A 16,351-nucleotide genomic window follows, 5' to 3' on the forward strand; every position below is an offset into this window, starting at 1 on the left:
TAATAATGAAGCTATGCCAACAAGTGACTACTGGTTTACAGTAGAGTACGACGAACCAAGCGACGGAGTACGTAAAGAATTTAAAGCCCATTTTACCTTGAAACGATAAAAAATTATGAAATTAAAAAAGTATTGTTTAGTAGCATTTATAGCTTTTATGGCGAATTTTAGCTTTGCCCAAGAAGGTATTCCTATTTATTCTGATTATTTAACAGATAATTATTACCTAATTCACCCTTCTATGGCGGGTGTTGCAAATTGTGCAAAGGTGAGATTGACAGCAAGACAACAATGGTTTGGTGTTGATGATGCTCCTAGCTTACAAACTTTAAGTATGAATGGACGAATAGGTGATTCACCTGTTGCTATTGGAGGTGTTCTTTTTAATGACTCTAATGGATATCATTCTACAGTGGGTGGATATGCAACATTTGCTTATCACTTAATGTTTTCAAGAAATGAGATTGATTTAAATATGTTGTCGTTTGGTTTGAGTGCTGGTTTTTTACAGTATAAATTAGATGAAACAAGTTGGTTAGCTCCAGGTGAATTTGATGCAGCGGTTGCCGGAATTGAACAAAGTGCTACAAATTTTAATATTGATGTTGGATTTTCTTACCATTTCGTAGATTTTTATACGCATTTCACAGCTAAGAATATTTTAGATAATGACGGTGTAAACTATAACCAAAATGGGGAGTTTGAATTTAAAAACTTAAGAACTTATTTATTGTCTTCTGGTTATACGTTTAGTCAGTATGGAAGCGAATGGAGTTACGAACCTTCTATTATGTACATGTACAGAGATGCAACAGCAGAATCTTCAATTGATATAAATGCTAAAGTTTATAAGGAAATGGACTTTGGTAAAGTTTGGGGTGGATTATCTTACAGACGTAGTTTAGATGGTGCAGAATTTCAAGATGGATCTGGTGTGAGTACTCAAAAATCACAATACATCACTCCGTTTTTAGGAGTAGATTATAATAATTTTGTGTTTGCATATACGTATTCATACCAAGCAAATACTGTGAATTTTAATACCGGTGGATTTCACCAATTAACACTTGGTTTCAACTTTAACTGTAGAAGAGAGAAATATGAGTGTAACTGTCCTGCGGTAAATTAAGGATAATTATGCTTTATAAAAAAAAGAGGCTCAATTTTTATTGAGCCTCTTTTTTTATGCTAACACCTTATTATTCCCATTTATAATTTTTCTGTTCGGCTTGTGACTTCAATGCTTTAATCATCGCACTTTCTAACCCATTGCTAGAATCTTTAGTCTGCTTCGCAATAAAATCTCGTCGATTTAAGTTTAGTGTTGCTATTTCATCTTGAAGTTTTTTACGTGTTTTAGCTTTTGCTTCAACATAAGTTTTAATTTCAGATTTAGATTTTCCCTGTAATTCTTTGGGTAATTCACTGTCTTTAATTTCATCATAAGAGAACCCATCTTCTTTTTCAGCATCTACCAAATCCCAAGAACTGTTTTTATATAAACGAGAGCTTTTACTCACGGTTCTACTTACCGCATTTGCTTTATTATAACTTCTAGCATTAGAGTCTTGTTCTGCCTGCATTTCCATTTTAGCTCTGCCTGTACTTCCATAAGCCACATAAGTTGTATTCAATTTTTCATTTAACTCTAAAATTTTGTCATCGTAAGGAGATGCCACGTGTACGGTTGCTTCGTTATGATTGATAGCCATATAATTTCCATGGGTTAAATCCGCTCCTTCTTTCCATTTGGTTGAAATACCTTGATTGTAATCACCACAAAAAATAGTGTTCACAGTCACGTCGTTTTGATGTGCTAATTTAGAGGCGTCTTTGTAACTGACGTTTCCTTGTGTGTAAGGTTCGTTTCCTGCGATGAAAATAAGTTTTAAATCCTCTTTGTTATCTCCCCATTCTAATTGGTTTAAAGCCGTGTTAATTACTTTTCCACAGTATTCATTGCCTCCATTAGTAGTCAGTGAAAATAGGGATTTTGAAATTTCATCCAAATCATCACTAAACGCAATGACTTGTCTTAAATAGCCTTCATCTGCGTTAAGATTATCATTTCCGTATTCATAAAGTGCAATTTTTAGATTAGGACTTTGTTCTTCACATTTTGCATAAGACAATTCATTTACAATTTTCCAAAGTTGTGCTTTGGCTTGGTCAATTAAGCCATCCATACTATTACTGGTGTCTAGTAGCAACGCGACTTTAATTTCAGGATTTTTGTCTTTTGAAGTTGTTTTAATCACTATTTCGGAGATGGCTAAATCTTGAGTTCTGTTTTTCGAATTTGCATTACAGGCTGTAAGTGATGCTAAGCTCACCGCAAGGATTAAGGTTTTAAATTGAGTTTTCATATGTTTTATTTTTTCTGATTTTTTTTGAATTTATTTTGTACGATTGAGTATCTAATTCTCCTTAAAAATATACTCCTACCGTAAAATCACTTAAAGAACCATAGTTACCTGTATGATATTCGCTTCACAAATTGAAGTCTTGATTCTAGGTTCTAACAGCGCAGCGGTCTAGATTCTTTTTTATTTAGTATTTAATTCTTTAACATCAATGGTGCCGTTTGGAGAAATCACATAGTATTTATGATCTATTTTTGTTTCTATAATTGGTGCAGGTGTTTTCTCTTTTGGTTTAGGTGTAAAAGCTAGTTTTATATTCATGCCAATTTGAACAACGGGTTCTAGAATCGAAGGATTAATAACCACATCGTAATTCTCGTAGGTTAAAGGTTGGTAATAATAAGACGTCTGCTTTTTTACTGTTGTTACTCCTTTACTTTTATCTAAAGCTTCAACTGAAGTACTATTATAAGCTTGGTAGCTTTGGTAGAAATCCTTTGGGAAATAACAATATTTGTCATCTGCAATAGCCACGTTATAATCAGACATGTTAAAACCTAAAACAGTATAGTATGCTTTTTTCTCTTCAATCAGTTTTAATAATTGATCTTGAAGATTTTTGTAAACGTCTTGAATGTCTTCAATATAATAATCAACCTTAACTAAGTTGTAAACTTCACTTTGTGCACAAGCCTCTAAAATGGCTTCAAACTGATTGGTTTTTGTAAATTGAATATGAATATTTTGTTGCAATTCAAATCCCTTAGGAACTTCCGTATACGTTTTGCTGAATAATTTCTTAGTGACTTCAACTTCATAAATAGGAATAAAAGAAATTACATCAATAGCGATATCTTTTTGAGTAATTCCTTTAACATTTAATCGATTCTTAATTTGGTCTATACGTTCTTTCATCAGTTGGTTGGTCATTTCAGCCGAAGGTCCCATTTGAGAGACATTGAATATGGCGGTGTACGTCGTAGCACTGACATTTTGAAGCGCTTTAACATCAACGGTCAATATATTACTAGGATGAAGTATTTGGTTAATTTGCTTTTTTGCTGTTGGGTTATAGATTTGCGCATTTCCAGAACTGAGAATATTTTGTCTAGAAATATCTTGGGTGATTTCATTATAATTTCCTCGGTGTTGTGCAGATAGATGCGTAAAACTTATTAAAAATAATAGTAGAATTGAATTGATTGTTTTCATGGTAATCATTGTTTTTTGATTTATGGTGTAAAGCTCTGCCGATAAAACAGGTATTAAAAACCACAATGAGTAAAGTGCTATTTCGAGTGAGTGAAGCCTTCTGTAATTTTAGTAGACCTGGCATTTCAAGCCTTAAAAGGAGTCGAATTTCATATACCTCATTTTTTGAAACCAAATAAAGTATGTAGTTTAGTCCAACTAATTAAAAGTTAAGTGAAAATTTCTAAAATATATTATATACTGCTACTCTTTTGTTTCATAGGTTTTACAGCTTTGGGGCAAAATAGAAATAGTGCAGATGAAAATACTCTATTTACCATAAGAGGTTCCGTATCTGAAAAGGAAACAAATAAGCCATATAAAAATGTTGAGATATTAGTTAATGGCGGGAGATATGTTACTACTAGTTTTGATGGCTCATTTGATATAAAAGCTAAAATAGGAGATGAGCTTATTATTAAACATCCTGATTTTGAAACCATTTATTATGTTATAAAGTCTGATGAACGTATTAATATTAAAGTAGAAGATGTCACACAATCGGATTCGCGTGGTAGAGATAAAGGAGATTTTAAGCGTTTTAACCAGATGATAGATTCTGCAGATGTTTATCTTAAAAAAGATGCAGAGAAAAGTGTAAAATTTATTGGTGATGCTTTAAATGTCAACACTAGTAATGTACAGAATGCCGAAGCTTATGGTTTGTTGGGTGATATCTATATGCATTGGAAACAGTTTGATTTGGCGATTTCGGCCTATAAAATTAGTCTTCAAAATTTAGAAACAGCTTCTGTAAAACTTAAATTATCTAAAGGATATCTTAATAATGGTGATTTTGAAATGAGTCTGTCTTCATATAAATTGTTAGATGAAAAAAACTTATCTAATTATGAGAAAACCGTATGGTATGAAGGGATTGGCGATGCTTATGTAAAGCTGAAAGATTTTACCAAGGCCGTAAAAGCTTATGAAGATGGTTTAAAAGTGGCCCAAAAGCATCTCATAGCTCCAAAAGTTACGGACTTAAATTCTAAAATAGCACAGGTTTATAGTGCTCAAGGGAGTACAAATAAGGCTAAGAGTTACTTTAGTAATTCCTTGAATTTAGCCGAAAATGAAAATAAAAAACGAGCGGTTGAAGAACAGGTTAAAGTCGCTGAGTTTAATAATTTAAATGCGGATTACGAAGGCGAGATTGTTTTAAGAAAACAAGCTATTGAGGGAATTAAAGATATCGAAAGAGATTCAATTATATCTAACGACAGCCCTTTAACGTCTCAAAAACAAAATTATAAAATTGGTAATGCACTTATTTTACAGAATAAAAATGATGATGCCATTCCGTATTTAGAGAAGAGTAGAAAAGAAGCTGGAGAAAAGGAGGATCTCGTTGTGGAAAAAGATGCGACTAGAAAATTATCTGAAGCACTGTTTAGAAAAGGAGACACCAAGGAAGGCCTGGCTATGATTAAGAATTATGAAAACATAGTTGATGAACTTTATGCCAAGAAAGAGCAAGAGATTTCTCAAGCAGCTCGCTTTAGCCGCAACATTGCAGAGCAGCAAAATAGAATAACATCTTTAGAAAGTGATCGCGCTTTATCTAAAAGTACTTATGAATTAACACAAGAGCGAAACAAAAGCCAACAGTTTATAATTTATTCATTAATTGGAGGTTTGGTATTACTTTTAATTACCGGTTATTTAATGTTTAAATATATTAAGCAACAGCGTTTAGCAAATAATTTATTGGCCTTAAAATCGTTGCGAAGCCAAATGAATCCGCATTTTATTTTTAATGCATTAAACTCGGTAAATACATTTATCGCGACTAATGATGAACGAACAGCAAACAAATATTTATCTGATTTTTCGCAATTGATGCGTGCGGTTTTAGAAAATAGTGAAGAAGATTTTATTCCACTTAAAAAAGAAATAGAGTTATTGAATTTATACACCAAGCTCGAACATTTTAGGTTTCAAGATAAGTTTGATTATGCTATTAATGTCGATGACACTATTGATGTTGAAGAGTTTCAGATTCCACCAATGTTATTACAGCCGTATATTGAAAATGCGGTATGGCATGGACTACGATATAAAAAAGAAAAAGGCCATTTGCATATTCATATTCAACCAAAATCCGCAGCTGAAATAACGATTACCATTTCAGATGATGGTATTGGAAGGACGCGTTCTAAAGCTTTGAAAACTGATCATCAGAAAAAGCAGAATTCAAAGGGAATGAATAACATTAAAAAACGGGTTGCCATTTTGAATGAAATGTATAAAGATAAAGTTGATGTTGCGATAGCTGATTTTCAAGAATTGGAAGATGCAGGAACAAAAGTAATCGTGACACTTAAAAAAGACTAAATAAAGGTTGAAGCCTGAAGTTGGAAGTTGGGAGTAACTTCGAGCTTCGCGCTTCTCACTTCAAATTATAGACTATGAAACTAAACGCCATAATAGTAGAAGACGAAGAAAATAGCAGATTAATACTTCGGAATTATCTAACGAAGTATTGTCCAAATATTTCAATTTTAGGAGAAGCTGCTAATGTTGAAGACGCCTTGGTTTTAATTCGAAATAATGATTTAGATGTGGTGTTTTTAGATGTGGAAATGCCTTATGGAAATGCCTTCGATTTATTAGACAAAGTTGGCGATATTAATTTTGAAACTATATTTGTGACAGCTTACAATCATTATGCAATAGAGGCTCTAAATGCACATGCCTCTTATTATTTAATGAAACCCATTTCTATTGATGAGTTGATTAAGGCTGTAGATTATGTTACAGAAATTAGAACGAAAGAAGATGCACTTCAAGATCAGGTTTTAGTGCCAAAAACGAATTCTGTGAGTGGTAAAATTACTATTCCACAGCAAGATGGCTTCGAAGTTATAGAAACAGCAGACATAATGTATTGCAAGGCTGATGATAATTACACCGAAATATATCTAAATAATAACAAGAAGAAACTCGTCAGTAAAACTTTAAAATATATTGAAGAAAGTCTTAAAGATGCCAATTTTGCAAGAGTGCACAAAAGTTACTTAGTTAATGTAAATGAAATAGTAAAATACGTTAAAGGCAAAGGAGGAAGTGTAGTGCTAAGTAACGGAAAAGAAATTTTGGTTTCGGCCTCTAAAAAATCTGATTTGCTATCTTACTTTAAATAATTTTAAAATTTAACTTAAGAATCAATAGGGTGATCTTCGTAAAATTGGTCAAAAGTTTTATCTGTACTGTATTTGTCTTTAAGAATTTTATAGACCATTACAATTAAAGATAATTGTCCAATTAACGCAATATAGAACACCCAATGGAAAGAGAAATTTAATCCGGCCATTATGGTAACAGCGAGCAACAATAATGTTGTGATTGTTAAATAAGGTAAAATAGAAGATTTCATGAGAATCGCTTTTTGTTATAAACTAACAAAATTTATTCAGAACAAAAAGGCCTTTAACGCAACTATAACACTGCTTATACCTGTAATTCTACAACCGAACCTTCATTAGATCTCACATTAAAAACGGTATTATCTTCAAAAATTAAATACTGTCCTTTAATGCCAACTAATTTTCCTGAGTAGTGGGGAGTTTTACTTAAATTGAGACTTTTTAGTTTTTCAGGATACTGCTCTACAGGGAATTTTATATGGGTTTCTGTGTTGTCTTCAATAAAATATGGTAGAGCTTCCTCAGGAATGTAGGCTTTTAATTTTTGTTTCCATTCTAATAAATCTTCATCCTTTATGTCATTTTTCAACATGGTTCGCCAATTGGTCTTGTCGGCCACATAATCTTTTAAAGCAACTTCTGTAATTCCTGCTAAATAACGGTTTGGGACTTCAACGATTTCAACCGCTTCATGAGCGCCTTGATCAATCCAACGTGTTGGTACTTGGCTTTTTCGCGTAACTCCAACTTTTACGTTGCTCGAATTCGCTAAATATACAATATGAGGTTGTAGTTGCACTTTTGTTTCGTAATCTATGTCTCTATCTTCTTTCCCTAAATGTGCGGTGCTTAATTCTGGTCGCATAATCCAATCACCAGCAAAAGGTTTGTCAAAAAAACAGGTTTTACAAAAACCTTGTCGGTAAATTGGTTTATTTAATCCGCAGCTCAAACATTGGTGTCCAATCAGTTTTATATCAATGGTTTTGTTTAATAATTGATTCACATGAATAAAGTCATTCTCAAAGACAAGATAGTACTGAATAGGTTCTAAAAACTCGGTTTGCATTTTAATGAGGACTCCTGTATAAAGCATAAAGAAATTTAGTATTTTTAGCATTAATTAATAGCGTAAAGATAGCCAATCCATGCCAATTCCTATTGTAAATTCCATTGCGTCTTGGTTTTTGAAAAAACGATTCCATCAAATTGAATTGTTTCTAAAATACCCTAACGAAGTACAGAACGAGTTACTTTTTAGTTTGTTAAAAATGGCAAAGGACACTGAGATTGGTAGACAATATGATTTCGATTCTATAAAAACGTATAGAGAGTTCAATGCTCGAATTCCTATTGTAAACTATGAAGATTTTCAACCATTAATTGAACGTTCGCGTAATGGTGAGCAGAATATTTTTTGGCCAAGACCTATAAAATGGTTTGCCAAATCTAGCGGAACAACCAATGCTAAAAGTAAGTTTATTCCTGTAAGTTTCGAATCCCTTGAAGATTGCCATTATGCAGCAAGTAAAGATTTGTTGTGTATGTATTTGAATAATAATGAAGATGCGCAATTGTTTACTGGTAAAAGTTTACGCTTAGGCGGAAGTAAAGAATTGTATAAGGAGAATGGCACAGTATTCGGTGATTTAAGCGCCATCCTTATTGATAATATGCCATTCTGGGCAGAGTTTAGTAGTACGCCAAGTAACAGAGTCTCTCTAATGAGCGATTGGGAACATAAGATGCAGGCTATTGTTGAGGAAACGGTAGAGGAAAATGTAACAAGTTTAGCAGGTGTACCGTCTTGGATGTTAGTTTTACTTAATAATGTTTTAGAGAAAACAGGAAAAGATAACCTTTTTGATATATGGCCTAATCTAGAAGTTTACTTTCATGGTGGAGTAAATTTCAATCCGTATGTAGAACAATACAAGGCTATTTTACCATCGGATAAGTTTAGATATTACGAAATATATAATGCTTCTGAAGGCTTTTTTGCTATTCAAGATCAGAATAGTTCTAGTGATTTATTGTTGATGTTAGATTATGGGATTTTTTATGAATTTATTCCCATGACGTCCTATGGTACTGAAGAGCAAATTGTGATTCCTCTAAGTGATGTTAAACTGAACACCAACTATGCGGTTATTATTACCACGAATGCTGGGTTATGGAGATACAAAATTGGAGATACCATTCGTTTTGTAAGTTTAAGTCCACATAGAATTAAAGTTTCTGGGAGAACCAAACATCATATTAATGCGTTTGGTGAAGAGTTAATTATAGAAAATGCAGAGGAAGCATTACGAAAAGTTTGTGAGCATACTTCAGCAGAAATTGTGGATTACACAGCCGCCCCTATTTTTATGGAAGGGAAAGAAAAAGGAGCGCACGAATGGATCATAGAATTTAAAAGAGCTCCTGATAATATGTCTCATTTTGAAGAATTGTTTGATAATTCTTTAAAAGCTCTAAACTCAGATTACGAAGCCAAACGTCTAAACAATATGACGCTCAACAAACCAAAAATTCACAGTGCAAGACCTAATTTGTTTTACGATTGGTTTAAAGAGAATGATAGGCTAGGTGGTCAGCATAAAGTGCCACGTTTATCTAATAGTAGAATTTATCTTGAAGAGTTGTTGCAGCTTAATTATCGATAAAGGATATCAATAGTCTAAGGATTAGACTAAGTAATAGCTCTAGTATGTTTGCTTTCATTTACGATACACTTTATCGTAAATAAAAACATTTAAGTTCACGATATCGACAATCTTATAAGTTTTGTCTAATAAAAAAATCAAATTCGCCCTACTTTAATTTATGCCTATATATTAGCCGATAATAAATGTGTTATCATTAATTTATATCCCTCATTATATATAAAGTATTGCGTGCAATATTTAATTAATCAATCCCTAACTAAACGAAAAAACCACAATTTCTAATATTGAAATTGTGGCTTTTTTTATGATGTAAAATTGAAGCTTATGAAACGGCTTTCAATTTTTTAATTGTGGATTTGTTTAAACGATCCTCAGCAAAAGCTTTTGTAACGTTTAATTTCGTTTCATCCGAGCTCGGTAGCTCAAACATAGCTTCTGTTAAAATCTCTTCACAAAGCGATCTTAAACCACGAGCACCAAGCTTGTACTCAATAGCTTTTTCAACGATATAATCTAAAGCACCATCTGTAATTGTAAACGTAACGTCATCCATCTCAAACAATTTTTTGTATTGTTTAATGATGGCATTTTTAGGTTCTGTTAAGATTGCTCTTAAGGTTTTAGCATCTAAAGGATCCATGTATGTTAATACAGGTAAACGCCCTATGATTTCTGGTATTAATCCAAAATCTTTTAAATCTTTAGGGATAATATATTGTAGGATGTTATCCTTATCTATAGTATCAGTTTTCATGGCGCTATAACCCATAGCTTGCATGTTTAAACGTTTAGAAATGGCACGTTCAATACCATCAAAAGCTCCACCTGCAATAAATAAAATATTTTCAGTATTAACTTCTATAAACTTTTGGTCTGGATGTTTACGACCTCCTTTTGGCGGTACATTAACCACAGTGCCTTCTAAAAGTTTTAATAAGGCTTGTTGTACTCCTTCTCCAGAAACATCTCTCGTTATAGATGGATTATCGCTTTTACGTGCAATCTTATCGATTTCATCAATAAAAACAATACCACGTTCTGCTTTTTCAAGATTGTAGTCTGCAGCTTGTAATAAGCGTGTTAATATGCTCTCCACATCTTCACCAACATAACCAGCTTCTGTAAGTACGGTAGCATCAACAATTGCTAAAGGGACATTCAACATTTTAGAAATGGTTTTAGCCATTAATGTTTTTCCTGTACCTGTTTGCCCAACCATAATGATATTACTTTTTTGTATCTCAATATCATCGTCAGATGCTGGTTGTAATAAACGCTTGTAGTGGTTGTAAACTGCAACAGACATGACACGTTTAGTGTTTTCTTGCCCTATAATATACTCGTCTAAAAAGCCTTTGATTTCTTTGGGCTTTTTAAGTATCAATTCTGAGCTTAATTCTGAATTACCAGATTGTTTAGACTCTTCTATTACAATACCATGTGCTTGCTCAATACAACGGTCACAAATATGTGCATCTAAACCTGCAATAAGCAAGCTTGTTTCTGGCTTTTTCCTACCACAAAATGAACATTCTAATTCTTCCTTTGCCATCTTCAATTTTTTTAATCCCTGCAAAAGCAGAAATCTCATTTTAGTTTTTTATTATAAGTCGAAAGTTATTGAGATTACTTTCTCGTTAATACTTCGTCAATCATTCCGTAGTCTAGAGCTTCTTGAGAACGCATCCAATAATCTCTATCAGAATCTTTTTCAACTTGCTCTATTGTTTTACCAGTATGTTTAGCAATAACAGCATATAATTCTTCTTTAACTCTAATCGTTTCCTTTAAAGCAATTTGCATATCACTTAACTGACCTTGAGTTCCACTACTTACTTGGTGAATCATAACACGAGAATGTGTTAAGGCAGAACGCTTTCCTTCTGCACCAGCACACAATAATACTGCTGCCATAGATGCTGCAATACCTGTACAAATCGTAGCAACGTCTGGCTTAACGAATTGCATCGTATCATAAATACCTAATCCAGCATATACAGAACCTCCTGGTGAATTAATGTAAATCTGAATATCTTTGTTAGAATCCGTACTTTGTAAAAACAATAATTGTGCTTGTATAATATTTGCCACTTGGTCATTAACTCCTGTGCCTAAGAATATAATACGATCCATCATTAAACGCGAGAATACATCAAAAACGGCGATATTCATCTGGCGTTCTTCAATAATATTAGGCGTCATGTTAGAAGGGTACATACTCTCAATAATCTTAGAGTAGTAGTTGCTATTTATACCTTGGTCTTTTATTGCAAATTTTTCAAATTCTTTTCCGTAATCCATATGAATTTTAATTCTTTTAATTAATGTTTTATTTCAGTAAAGCACTACTATGGTGCTCACTGTGATATCTGTTTTTTGTAAAAAACATATTCCAAAAAAAAGCGTAAAATTGTTACATTTTACGCCTTAAAGATACTAATAATTTTTAGGTTACCGTTTTAACGTTAACCACATTTTAAGGTTTTAAGGCTTAGCCTTAATATTTTTAAAACTAGCTATAGAATTCTTTTACAAAATCATCGTAAGTGATGTCTTTGGTCTTAATATTAGCTTCTGTCTTATATAAGTTTAATAATTTCTGACTCATTAATTGTTCAGACATACGTTTTACTTCGTCTTGATTTCCTAAAATACGAGCCGCTATGTCTTCTAATTCTTTATCTGAAGGATTCATTTGGCCAAATTGAGCCATTTGTCCTTTAATCATTTCCATAGAATACGCTTTTAATTCTTCAAACTGAACTTGAAGCTTGTGTTCTGTGATTAATTTACCTTCAATAAGTTGGTAACGCATGCTTTTTTCAGACTTTTCATATTCTTCTTTAGCTTGCTCTTCAGTCATTTCTTCTTCACCTGCAGTTTGCATCCATTTTTGTAAGAATGTTGCTGGTAAATCGAATTTTGTGTTTTCAACTAAGTTTTCAGTAACGTCGTTTAATAATTTTTGGTCACCTTGTTGTGTGAATTGCTTTTCTGAATCTTCTTTAATTTTCGCTTTTAATTCAGATACAGAGGTTACAGTACCTTTTCCAAATAACTTATCAAATAACTCTTGGTCTAAATCAGCTAATTCACGTCCATTAATTTCAGTGATTGTAAAATTCACTTCAGTATCTAAACCATGAGCATCATCGTGAGATACTTTTAAGAACGTCATTAAATCGTGATCGTCGTTAAATAAACCTTTAGTTTTTAAGGTAATTACATCACCAACTTTAGCTCCGATAAATTTCTTAGGATTTGCTTTTCCTTTCAATTTATCTAAAGTTAACATTGTAGAATTATCAATTTCTTTTTCTTCGTTAGTGAAGGTTCCTGTAATTTCAGAAGCTTCAGTCACTTCAGTTTCAGAAACGATTTTACCATATTGCTTCTGGATATGCTCAATCTGATCGTTGATCATTTTGTCATCAGCCACAATACTATAGTGTGTTATTGCTTTTTTGCTTTTTAAATCTACATTGAATTCTGGTGCTAAACCTAATTCAAATTCAAAAGTAAATGCTTCAGCATCCCAATCTAAATCGTCTTGTGCTTTTGGCAACGGATTACCTAAAACATCTAACTTTTCTTCAACTAAATACTTGCCAAGAGCGTCTTGTAGTAATTTGTTTACTTCATCTACTAATACAGCTTTACCGTATTGTTTCTTAACCATTCCCATTGGTACGTGGCCTTTTCTAAAACCAGGAATGTTCGCAGATTTACGGTAATCTACTAAGATTTTCTCTACTTTGTCGCTATAATCTTCTTTAGCGATATCAACTTTTACAACTGCATTTAATGCATCGATGTTTTCTCTTGTAATATTCATTGTATAAATTATATGAAAATTGGGCTGCAAAAATACGATATTTTTCGCAACCCAACAATAGTTTTAAAGGTTTGAAGTTAAGCTACTTTTTATCGTCTTTTAAGAACGATTGTAATAGTGATTGTAAAATAGATAAAAGCACACTAAAAAGTAAAGCTGTCCAAAAACTAGAGACTCCAAATCCGTCTATAAGTTTGTCTGCAAGTAATATGATTAATGCATTGATGACTAAAAGAAAAAGTCCTAAGGTGACAATAGTTGCTGGTAGTGTTAAGATTACTAGAATGGGCTTTACTAATAAATTAAGAATGGCGAGTACAATGGCAACGATAATAGCGCCAATATAACCATCTACAGTGACACCATTGAGTATGTTTGCCAAAACAAAAACAGCTAAGGCGTTTAGTAAAAGTCTTAATATGAGATTCATAATGTTTTATTTTTAGTTTACAACAAAAACAATTGGAATTGAAAATGGCATTTTTACTACTTTACCAAACTGCATTGCTGGTTTAAATCTTGGTAGCTTTCCCATTACTCTTTCTGTTTCAATTCTAAGAGCATGATGTGGTGCTTTAATACTTACAATGCTTACGTAGCCATATATGTCTACTTCAAATTTAATAAAAATTCTTTGCTTTCCGGTTAAACCAATGTTGTTTCCTAAGCTGGTGTCAAAGTTCTCTAGAATTATCTTATTTACCTTTTGATTTGTGCATTTTTTTAGTGCGTTATTACTTTTATGTGACTCGCAACCTGGATAAATAGCAACTCTTTCGAGTATACCATCTGGTACTTTTGTGCTTTCTAAGTTTGTAGTTTTATTTGGTTTGGTAGCCGAACCATAATAGTATTTAATTTTCTCAACCTTTTTGCCGTTAGCATCAAATTTTATCCAAGTGTTATGTAAGCGATCTTTATTGTAATCACCTTTCCATTCTAGAATATTATTCGGTAAATAGCGTTTTTCCTGACCTTCTTTCTTGTCGTTTTTTAATTCACCTTCTAGTTTTAATTCACCATTTTCGTAAAAATGCTTATAAATACCATCTTTGGAACCATTTTTATATTCTACCAGCCATTCTAATGTTTCATTTTCATAATAACGTTTCCACTCACCTGATAATTCATTGCCTTCATAATTGGCTTCAATTTCTAGTGATCCATTTTCTAGATAGGTTTTAAAATAGCCTCCTTTTAATTGTCGTTCATATTTTAAATTTCCGTTTTTATAAAATCCAGATCCTAAATATTCGCCATTAATTTCTTCAGTTTTACTTTGTAAGGTTCCGTCTTCATAAAAAGAACGAAAAACCATATTGCGTTTTCCTTTCTCGTAACTGTATAATGTAGAAACTTGACCATTTTCATGATAATTTTTCCAATTGCCATCAGGTTTTCCGTTTTTAAACTGACCTTCTACTTTAAGTTCACCAGAATTATAATAATTTTTATATGGCCCATCTGGTGGACTTTGAGCAAATGAAAAGTGAGTGACAAATAAAATTATAATAATTGAAAAAAAGGATTTCATAGTGAGAGTGTTTGTAACTGATTTTTTAAATAAAATTCATCACAGCCTCATAAAAATCTTTTGGATTTTCGGCATGTAACCAATGTCCTGCATTAGAAATAGTAATGATTTCAGAATTTAAAAAATGTCTATGAATAATCGCTTCGTCTGCATCTCCTATGTATTCTGAACGGTCACCACGTAAAAATAAAGTGTCTTTTTGAAAGGTTGCGTGTGTAGGAAGTGCTTCTCCAACTTCAGAAACATTTTCTTTTAAAATGTCTAAATTCATACGCAAGCCAAGTTGTCCTTTTTCTACCCAATATAAATTCTTGAGTAAAAATAGTCGTGTTCCGTCTTCATGAACATAGTTGCTTAGCGCATCATCTGCTTCTCCACGGCTTTTAATTTTAGAAAAATCTAAACTACTTAAGCCTTCTAAAATAGCATCATGATGCACAGGGTAATAACGTGGCGAAATATCAGCTATGATTAATTTACGGACTAGTTCTGGGTATTTGGCAGCAAAGAGCATGGCCGTTTTTCCACCCATAGAATGGCCTAGTAAAACAATGTCATTTAAATTATTATCATCACAATACTGTTTTAAGTCTTCTGCCATTAATTCGTAATCAAAATCGTCCGAATGAAAACTACGACCATGATTACGTTGGTCTACGAGATGCATTTCAAAATTAGACTCTGAGAATTTTTTAGCTAAAGTTTTCCAATTGTCTCCCATGCCTAAAAAGCCATGAAGGATAATAAATGGTTTGCCTTCTCCTATGATATTTGAATATAATGTCATACTCTGTTTTTTCTAAGTGTCCTTAAGTTAATTATTATTTTAGCTTATCAAGATACATCCCAATAACATTTTCAACTCCCATATATAGACTTTCAGCAATTAATGCATGGCCTATAGATACTTCTAATAAACCTGTAATGTTTTCTTTAAAGAATGCGATGTTGTCTAAAGATAAATCATGACCAGCATTAATACCAAGTTGCAATGTGTTGGCAAGACCTGCACATTCCATATAGGGTTTTATGGCATTTTCATTCCCTAAACTATATTGATGCGCAAATGCTTCTGTGTATAATTCTATGCGGTCTGTCCCTGTAGCTTTAGCGCCTTCTATTTGGTGTAAGTCTGGGTCAACAAATATGGATGTTCTGATGCCGTTTGCTTTAAATTCTTTAATCACTTCAACTAAAAAATCTTTATGTTTTAAAGTATCCCAACCTGCATTAGATGTAATCGCATCAACTGAATCGGGTACTAAAGTAACTTGTGTCGGTTTAATTTTTAAAACCATATCCACAAACTTCGGAATAGGATTACCTTCTATATTATATTCGGTGTAAACTTCTGGCTTTAAATCGTAAGCATCTTGGTAACGAATATGCCTTTCGTCTGGTCTTGGGTGAATAGTAACGCCCTCAGCACCAAAACGCTGTACGTCTTTAGCAAACTGTACTACATTAGGAACATCGCCTCCGCGACTATTTCTCAGCGTGGCAATCTTATTTATATTAACACTTAACTTTGTCATTGTAATAGGTTTTGA

The 16,351-nt window shown here is 32.8% G+C and carries 15 protein-coding genes; 4 read left to right on the forward strand and 11 right to left on the reverse strand.

The features are described 5' to 3' along the window. Positions 1 to 115: 115 nt before the first annotated feature. Positions 116 to 1,129: a PorP/SprF family type IX secretion system membrane protein gene (locus DFQ09_RS15810; protein ID WP_115812072.1), complete on the forward strand. Its 1,014-nt coding sequence runs from the start codon at positions 116 to 118 to the stop codon at positions 1,127 to 1,129. A 70-nt stretch (positions 1,130 to 1,199) separates the two neighbouring features. Here DFQ09_RS15810 and DFQ09_RS15815 read toward each other — a convergent pair whose 3' ends face one another. Together DFQ09_RS15815 and DFQ09_RS15820 are read right to left on the reverse strand one after the other, a co-directional pair. Then, entirely contained in the window at positions 1,200 to 2,366 is a 1,167-nt protein-coding gene (locus DFQ09_RS15815) for a vWA domain-containing protein (protein ID WP_115812074.1), read from the reverse strand. Positions 2,367 to 2,546: 180 nt separating this feature from the next. Then, complete coding sequence (locus tag DFQ09_RS15820) at positions 2,547 to 3,575, reverse strand: SIMPL domain-containing protein (protein ID WP_115812411.1); 1,029 nt, start codon at positions 3,573 to 3,575, stop codon at positions 2,547 to 2,549. A 213-nt stretch (positions 3,576 to 3,788) separates the two neighbouring features. Between DFQ09_RS15820 and DFQ09_RS15825 the strand changes: the two genes are divergently transcribed. Both DFQ09_RS15825 and DFQ09_RS15830 read left to right on the forward strand, forming a co-directional pair. Next, complete coding sequence (locus DFQ09_RS15825; protein ID WP_115812076.1) at positions 3,789 to 5,951, forward strand: tetratricopeptide repeat-containing sensor histidine kinase; 2,163 nt, start codon at positions 3,789 to 3,791, stop codon at positions 5,949 to 5,951. A gap of 74 nt (positions 5,952 to 6,025) precedes the next feature. After that, positions 6,026 to 6,760 carry a LytR/AlgR family response regulator transcription factor gene (locus DFQ09_RS15830; protein WP_115812078.1) on the forward strand — a complete coding sequence of 245 codons (735 nt, stop codon included), beginning with the start codon at positions 6,026 to 6,028 and terminating at the stop codon, positions 6,758 to 6,760. 14 nt (positions 6,761 to 6,774) lie between these two features. Here DFQ09_RS15830 and DFQ09_RS15835 read toward each other — a convergent pair whose 3' ends face one another. Further along, positions 6,775 to 6,993, reverse strand: coding sequence for a hypothetical protein (locus DFQ09_RS15835; RefSeq protein WP_115812080.1), 219 nt, complete (start codon positions 6,991 to 6,993; stop codon positions 6,775 to 6,777). Positions 6,994 to 7,067: 74 nt separating this feature from the next. Further along, on the reverse strand, positions 7,068 to 7,859 hold the full coding sequence (locus tag DFQ09_RS15840) for a DUF2797 domain-containing protein (RefSeq protein WP_115812082.1): 792 nt from the start codon (positions 7,857 to 7,859) through the stop codon (positions 7,068 to 7,070). A gap of 52 nt (positions 7,860 to 7,911) precedes the next feature. On the opposite strand from DFQ09_RS15840, the gene DFQ09_RS15845 reads away from it, so the two are divergent. Then, positions 7,912 to 9,429 (forward strand): GH3 auxin-responsive promoter family protein, encoded by a 1,518-nt coding sequence (locus DFQ09_RS15845; RefSeq protein WP_115812084.1) that lies wholly within the window; start codon positions 7,912 to 7,914, stop codon positions 9,427 to 9,429. Positions 9,430 to 9,754: 325 nt separating this feature from the next. Here the strand turns inward: DFQ09_RS15845 and clpX are convergent, their stop codons facing one another. The 7 genes from clpX to DFQ09_RS15880 form a co-directional block, all read right to left on the reverse strand. Then, positions 9,755 to 10,984 (reverse strand): ATP-dependent Clp protease ATP-binding subunit ClpX, encoded by a 1,230-nt coding sequence (clpX, locus tag DFQ09_RS15850; protein WP_115812086.1) that lies wholly within the window; start codon positions 10,982 to 10,984, stop codon positions 9,755 to 9,757. Positions 10,985 to 11,058: 74 nt separating this feature from the next. Next, complete coding sequence (locus tag DFQ09_RS15855; RefSeq protein WP_115812088.1) at positions 11,059 to 11,733, reverse strand: ClpP family protease; 675 nt, start codon at positions 11,731 to 11,733, stop codon at positions 11,059 to 11,061. A gap of 211 nt (positions 11,734 to 11,944) precedes the next feature. Continuing rightward, positions 11,945 to 13,267 carry a trigger factor gene (gene tig / locus DFQ09_RS15860; RefSeq protein ID WP_115812090.1) on the reverse strand — a complete coding sequence of 441 codons (1,323 nt, stop codon included), beginning with the start codon at positions 13,265 to 13,267 and terminating at the stop codon, positions 11,945 to 11,947. 82 nt (positions 13,268 to 13,349) lie between these two features. After that, complete coding sequence (locus DFQ09_RS15865; RefSeq protein ID WP_115812092.1) at positions 13,350 to 13,697, reverse strand: phage holin family protein; 348 nt, start codon at positions 13,695 to 13,697, stop codon at positions 13,350 to 13,352. Positions 13,698 to 13,709: 12 nt separating this feature from the next. After that, the gene (locus DFQ09_RS15870) at positions 13,710 to 14,801 is read right to left on the reverse strand and encodes a toxin-antitoxin system YwqK family antitoxin (protein ID WP_115812094.1); all 1,092 of its coding nucleotides are present in this window, start codon (positions 14,799 to 14,801) and stop codon (positions 13,710 to 13,712) included. A gap of 25 nt (positions 14,802 to 14,826) precedes the next feature. Further along, on the reverse strand, positions 14,827 to 15,588 hold the full coding sequence (locus DFQ09_RS15875) for an alpha/beta fold hydrolase (RefSeq protein ID WP_115812096.1): 762 nt from the start codon (positions 15,586 to 15,588) through the stop codon (positions 14,827 to 14,829). 34 nt (positions 15,589 to 15,622) lie between these two features. Next, entirely contained in the window at positions 15,623 to 16,336 is a 714-nt protein-coding gene (locus tag DFQ09_RS15880; protein WP_115812098.1) for a pyridoxine 5'-phosphate synthase, read from the reverse strand. Positions 16,337 to 16,351 lie beyond the last annotated feature (15 nt).

This window comes from Winogradskyella pacifica, from assembly GCF_003386275.1.
Lineage (GTDB): Bacteria > Bacteroidota > Bacteroidia > Flavobacteriales > Flavobacteriaceae > Winogradskyella > Winogradskyella pacifica.

Bases quoted from the DNA above. Each gene is read 5' to 3' on its own strand.
- DFQ09_RS15810 (WP_115812072.1), top strand. From the start codon at position 116: ATGAAATTAAAAAAGTATTGTTTAGTAGCATTTATAGCTTTTATGGCG.
- DFQ09_RS15820 (WP_115812411.1), bottom strand. From the start codon at position 3,575: ATGAAAACAATCAATTCAATTCTACTATTATTTTTAATAAGTTTTACG.
- DFQ09_RS15880 (WP_115812098.1), bottom strand. From the start codon at position 16,336: ATGACAAAGTTAAGTGTTAATATAAATAAGATTGCCACGCTGAGAAAT.
- DFQ09_RS15840 (WP_115812082.1), bottom strand. From the start codon at position 7,859: ATGCTTTATACAGGAGTCCTCATTAAAATGCAAACCGAGTTTTTAGAA.
- DFQ09_RS15815 (WP_115812074.1), bottom strand. From the start codon at position 2,366: ATGAAAACTCAATTTAAAACCTTAATCCTTGCGGTGAGCTTAGCATCA.
- DFQ09_RS15875 (WP_115812096.1), bottom strand. From the start codon at position 15,588: ATGACATTATATTCAAATATCATAGGAGAAGGCAAACCATTTATTATC.
- DFQ09_RS15870 (WP_115812094.1), bottom strand. From the start codon at position 14,801: ATGAAATCCTTTTTTTCAATTATTATAATTTTATTTGTCACTCACTTT.
- DFQ09_RS15830 (WP_115812078.1), top strand. From the start codon at position 6,026: ATGAAACTAAACGCCATAATAGTAGAAGACGAAGAAAATAGCAGATTA.
- tig (WP_115812090.1), bottom strand. From the start codon at position 13,267: ATGAATATTACAAGAGAAAACATCGATGCATTAAATGCAGTTGTAAAA.
- clpX (WP_115812086.1), bottom strand. From the start codon at position 10,984: ATGGCAAAGGAAGAATTAGAATGTTCATTTTGTGGTAGGAAAAAGCCA.
- DFQ09_RS15865 (WP_115812092.1), bottom strand. From the start codon at position 13,697: ATGAATCTCATATTAAGACTTTTACTAAACGCCTTAGCTGTTTTTGTT.
- DFQ09_RS15845 (WP_115812084.1), top strand. From the start codon at position 7,912: ATGCCAATTCCTATTGTAAATTCCATTGCGTCTTGGTTTTTGAAAAAA.
- DFQ09_RS15835 (WP_115812080.1), bottom strand. From the start codon at position 6,993: ATGAAATCTTCTATTTTACCTTATTTAACAATCACAACATTATTGTTG.
- DFQ09_RS15855 (WP_115812088.1), bottom strand. From the start codon at position 11,733: ATGGATTACGGAAAAGAATTTGAAAAATTTGCAATAAAAGACCAAGGT.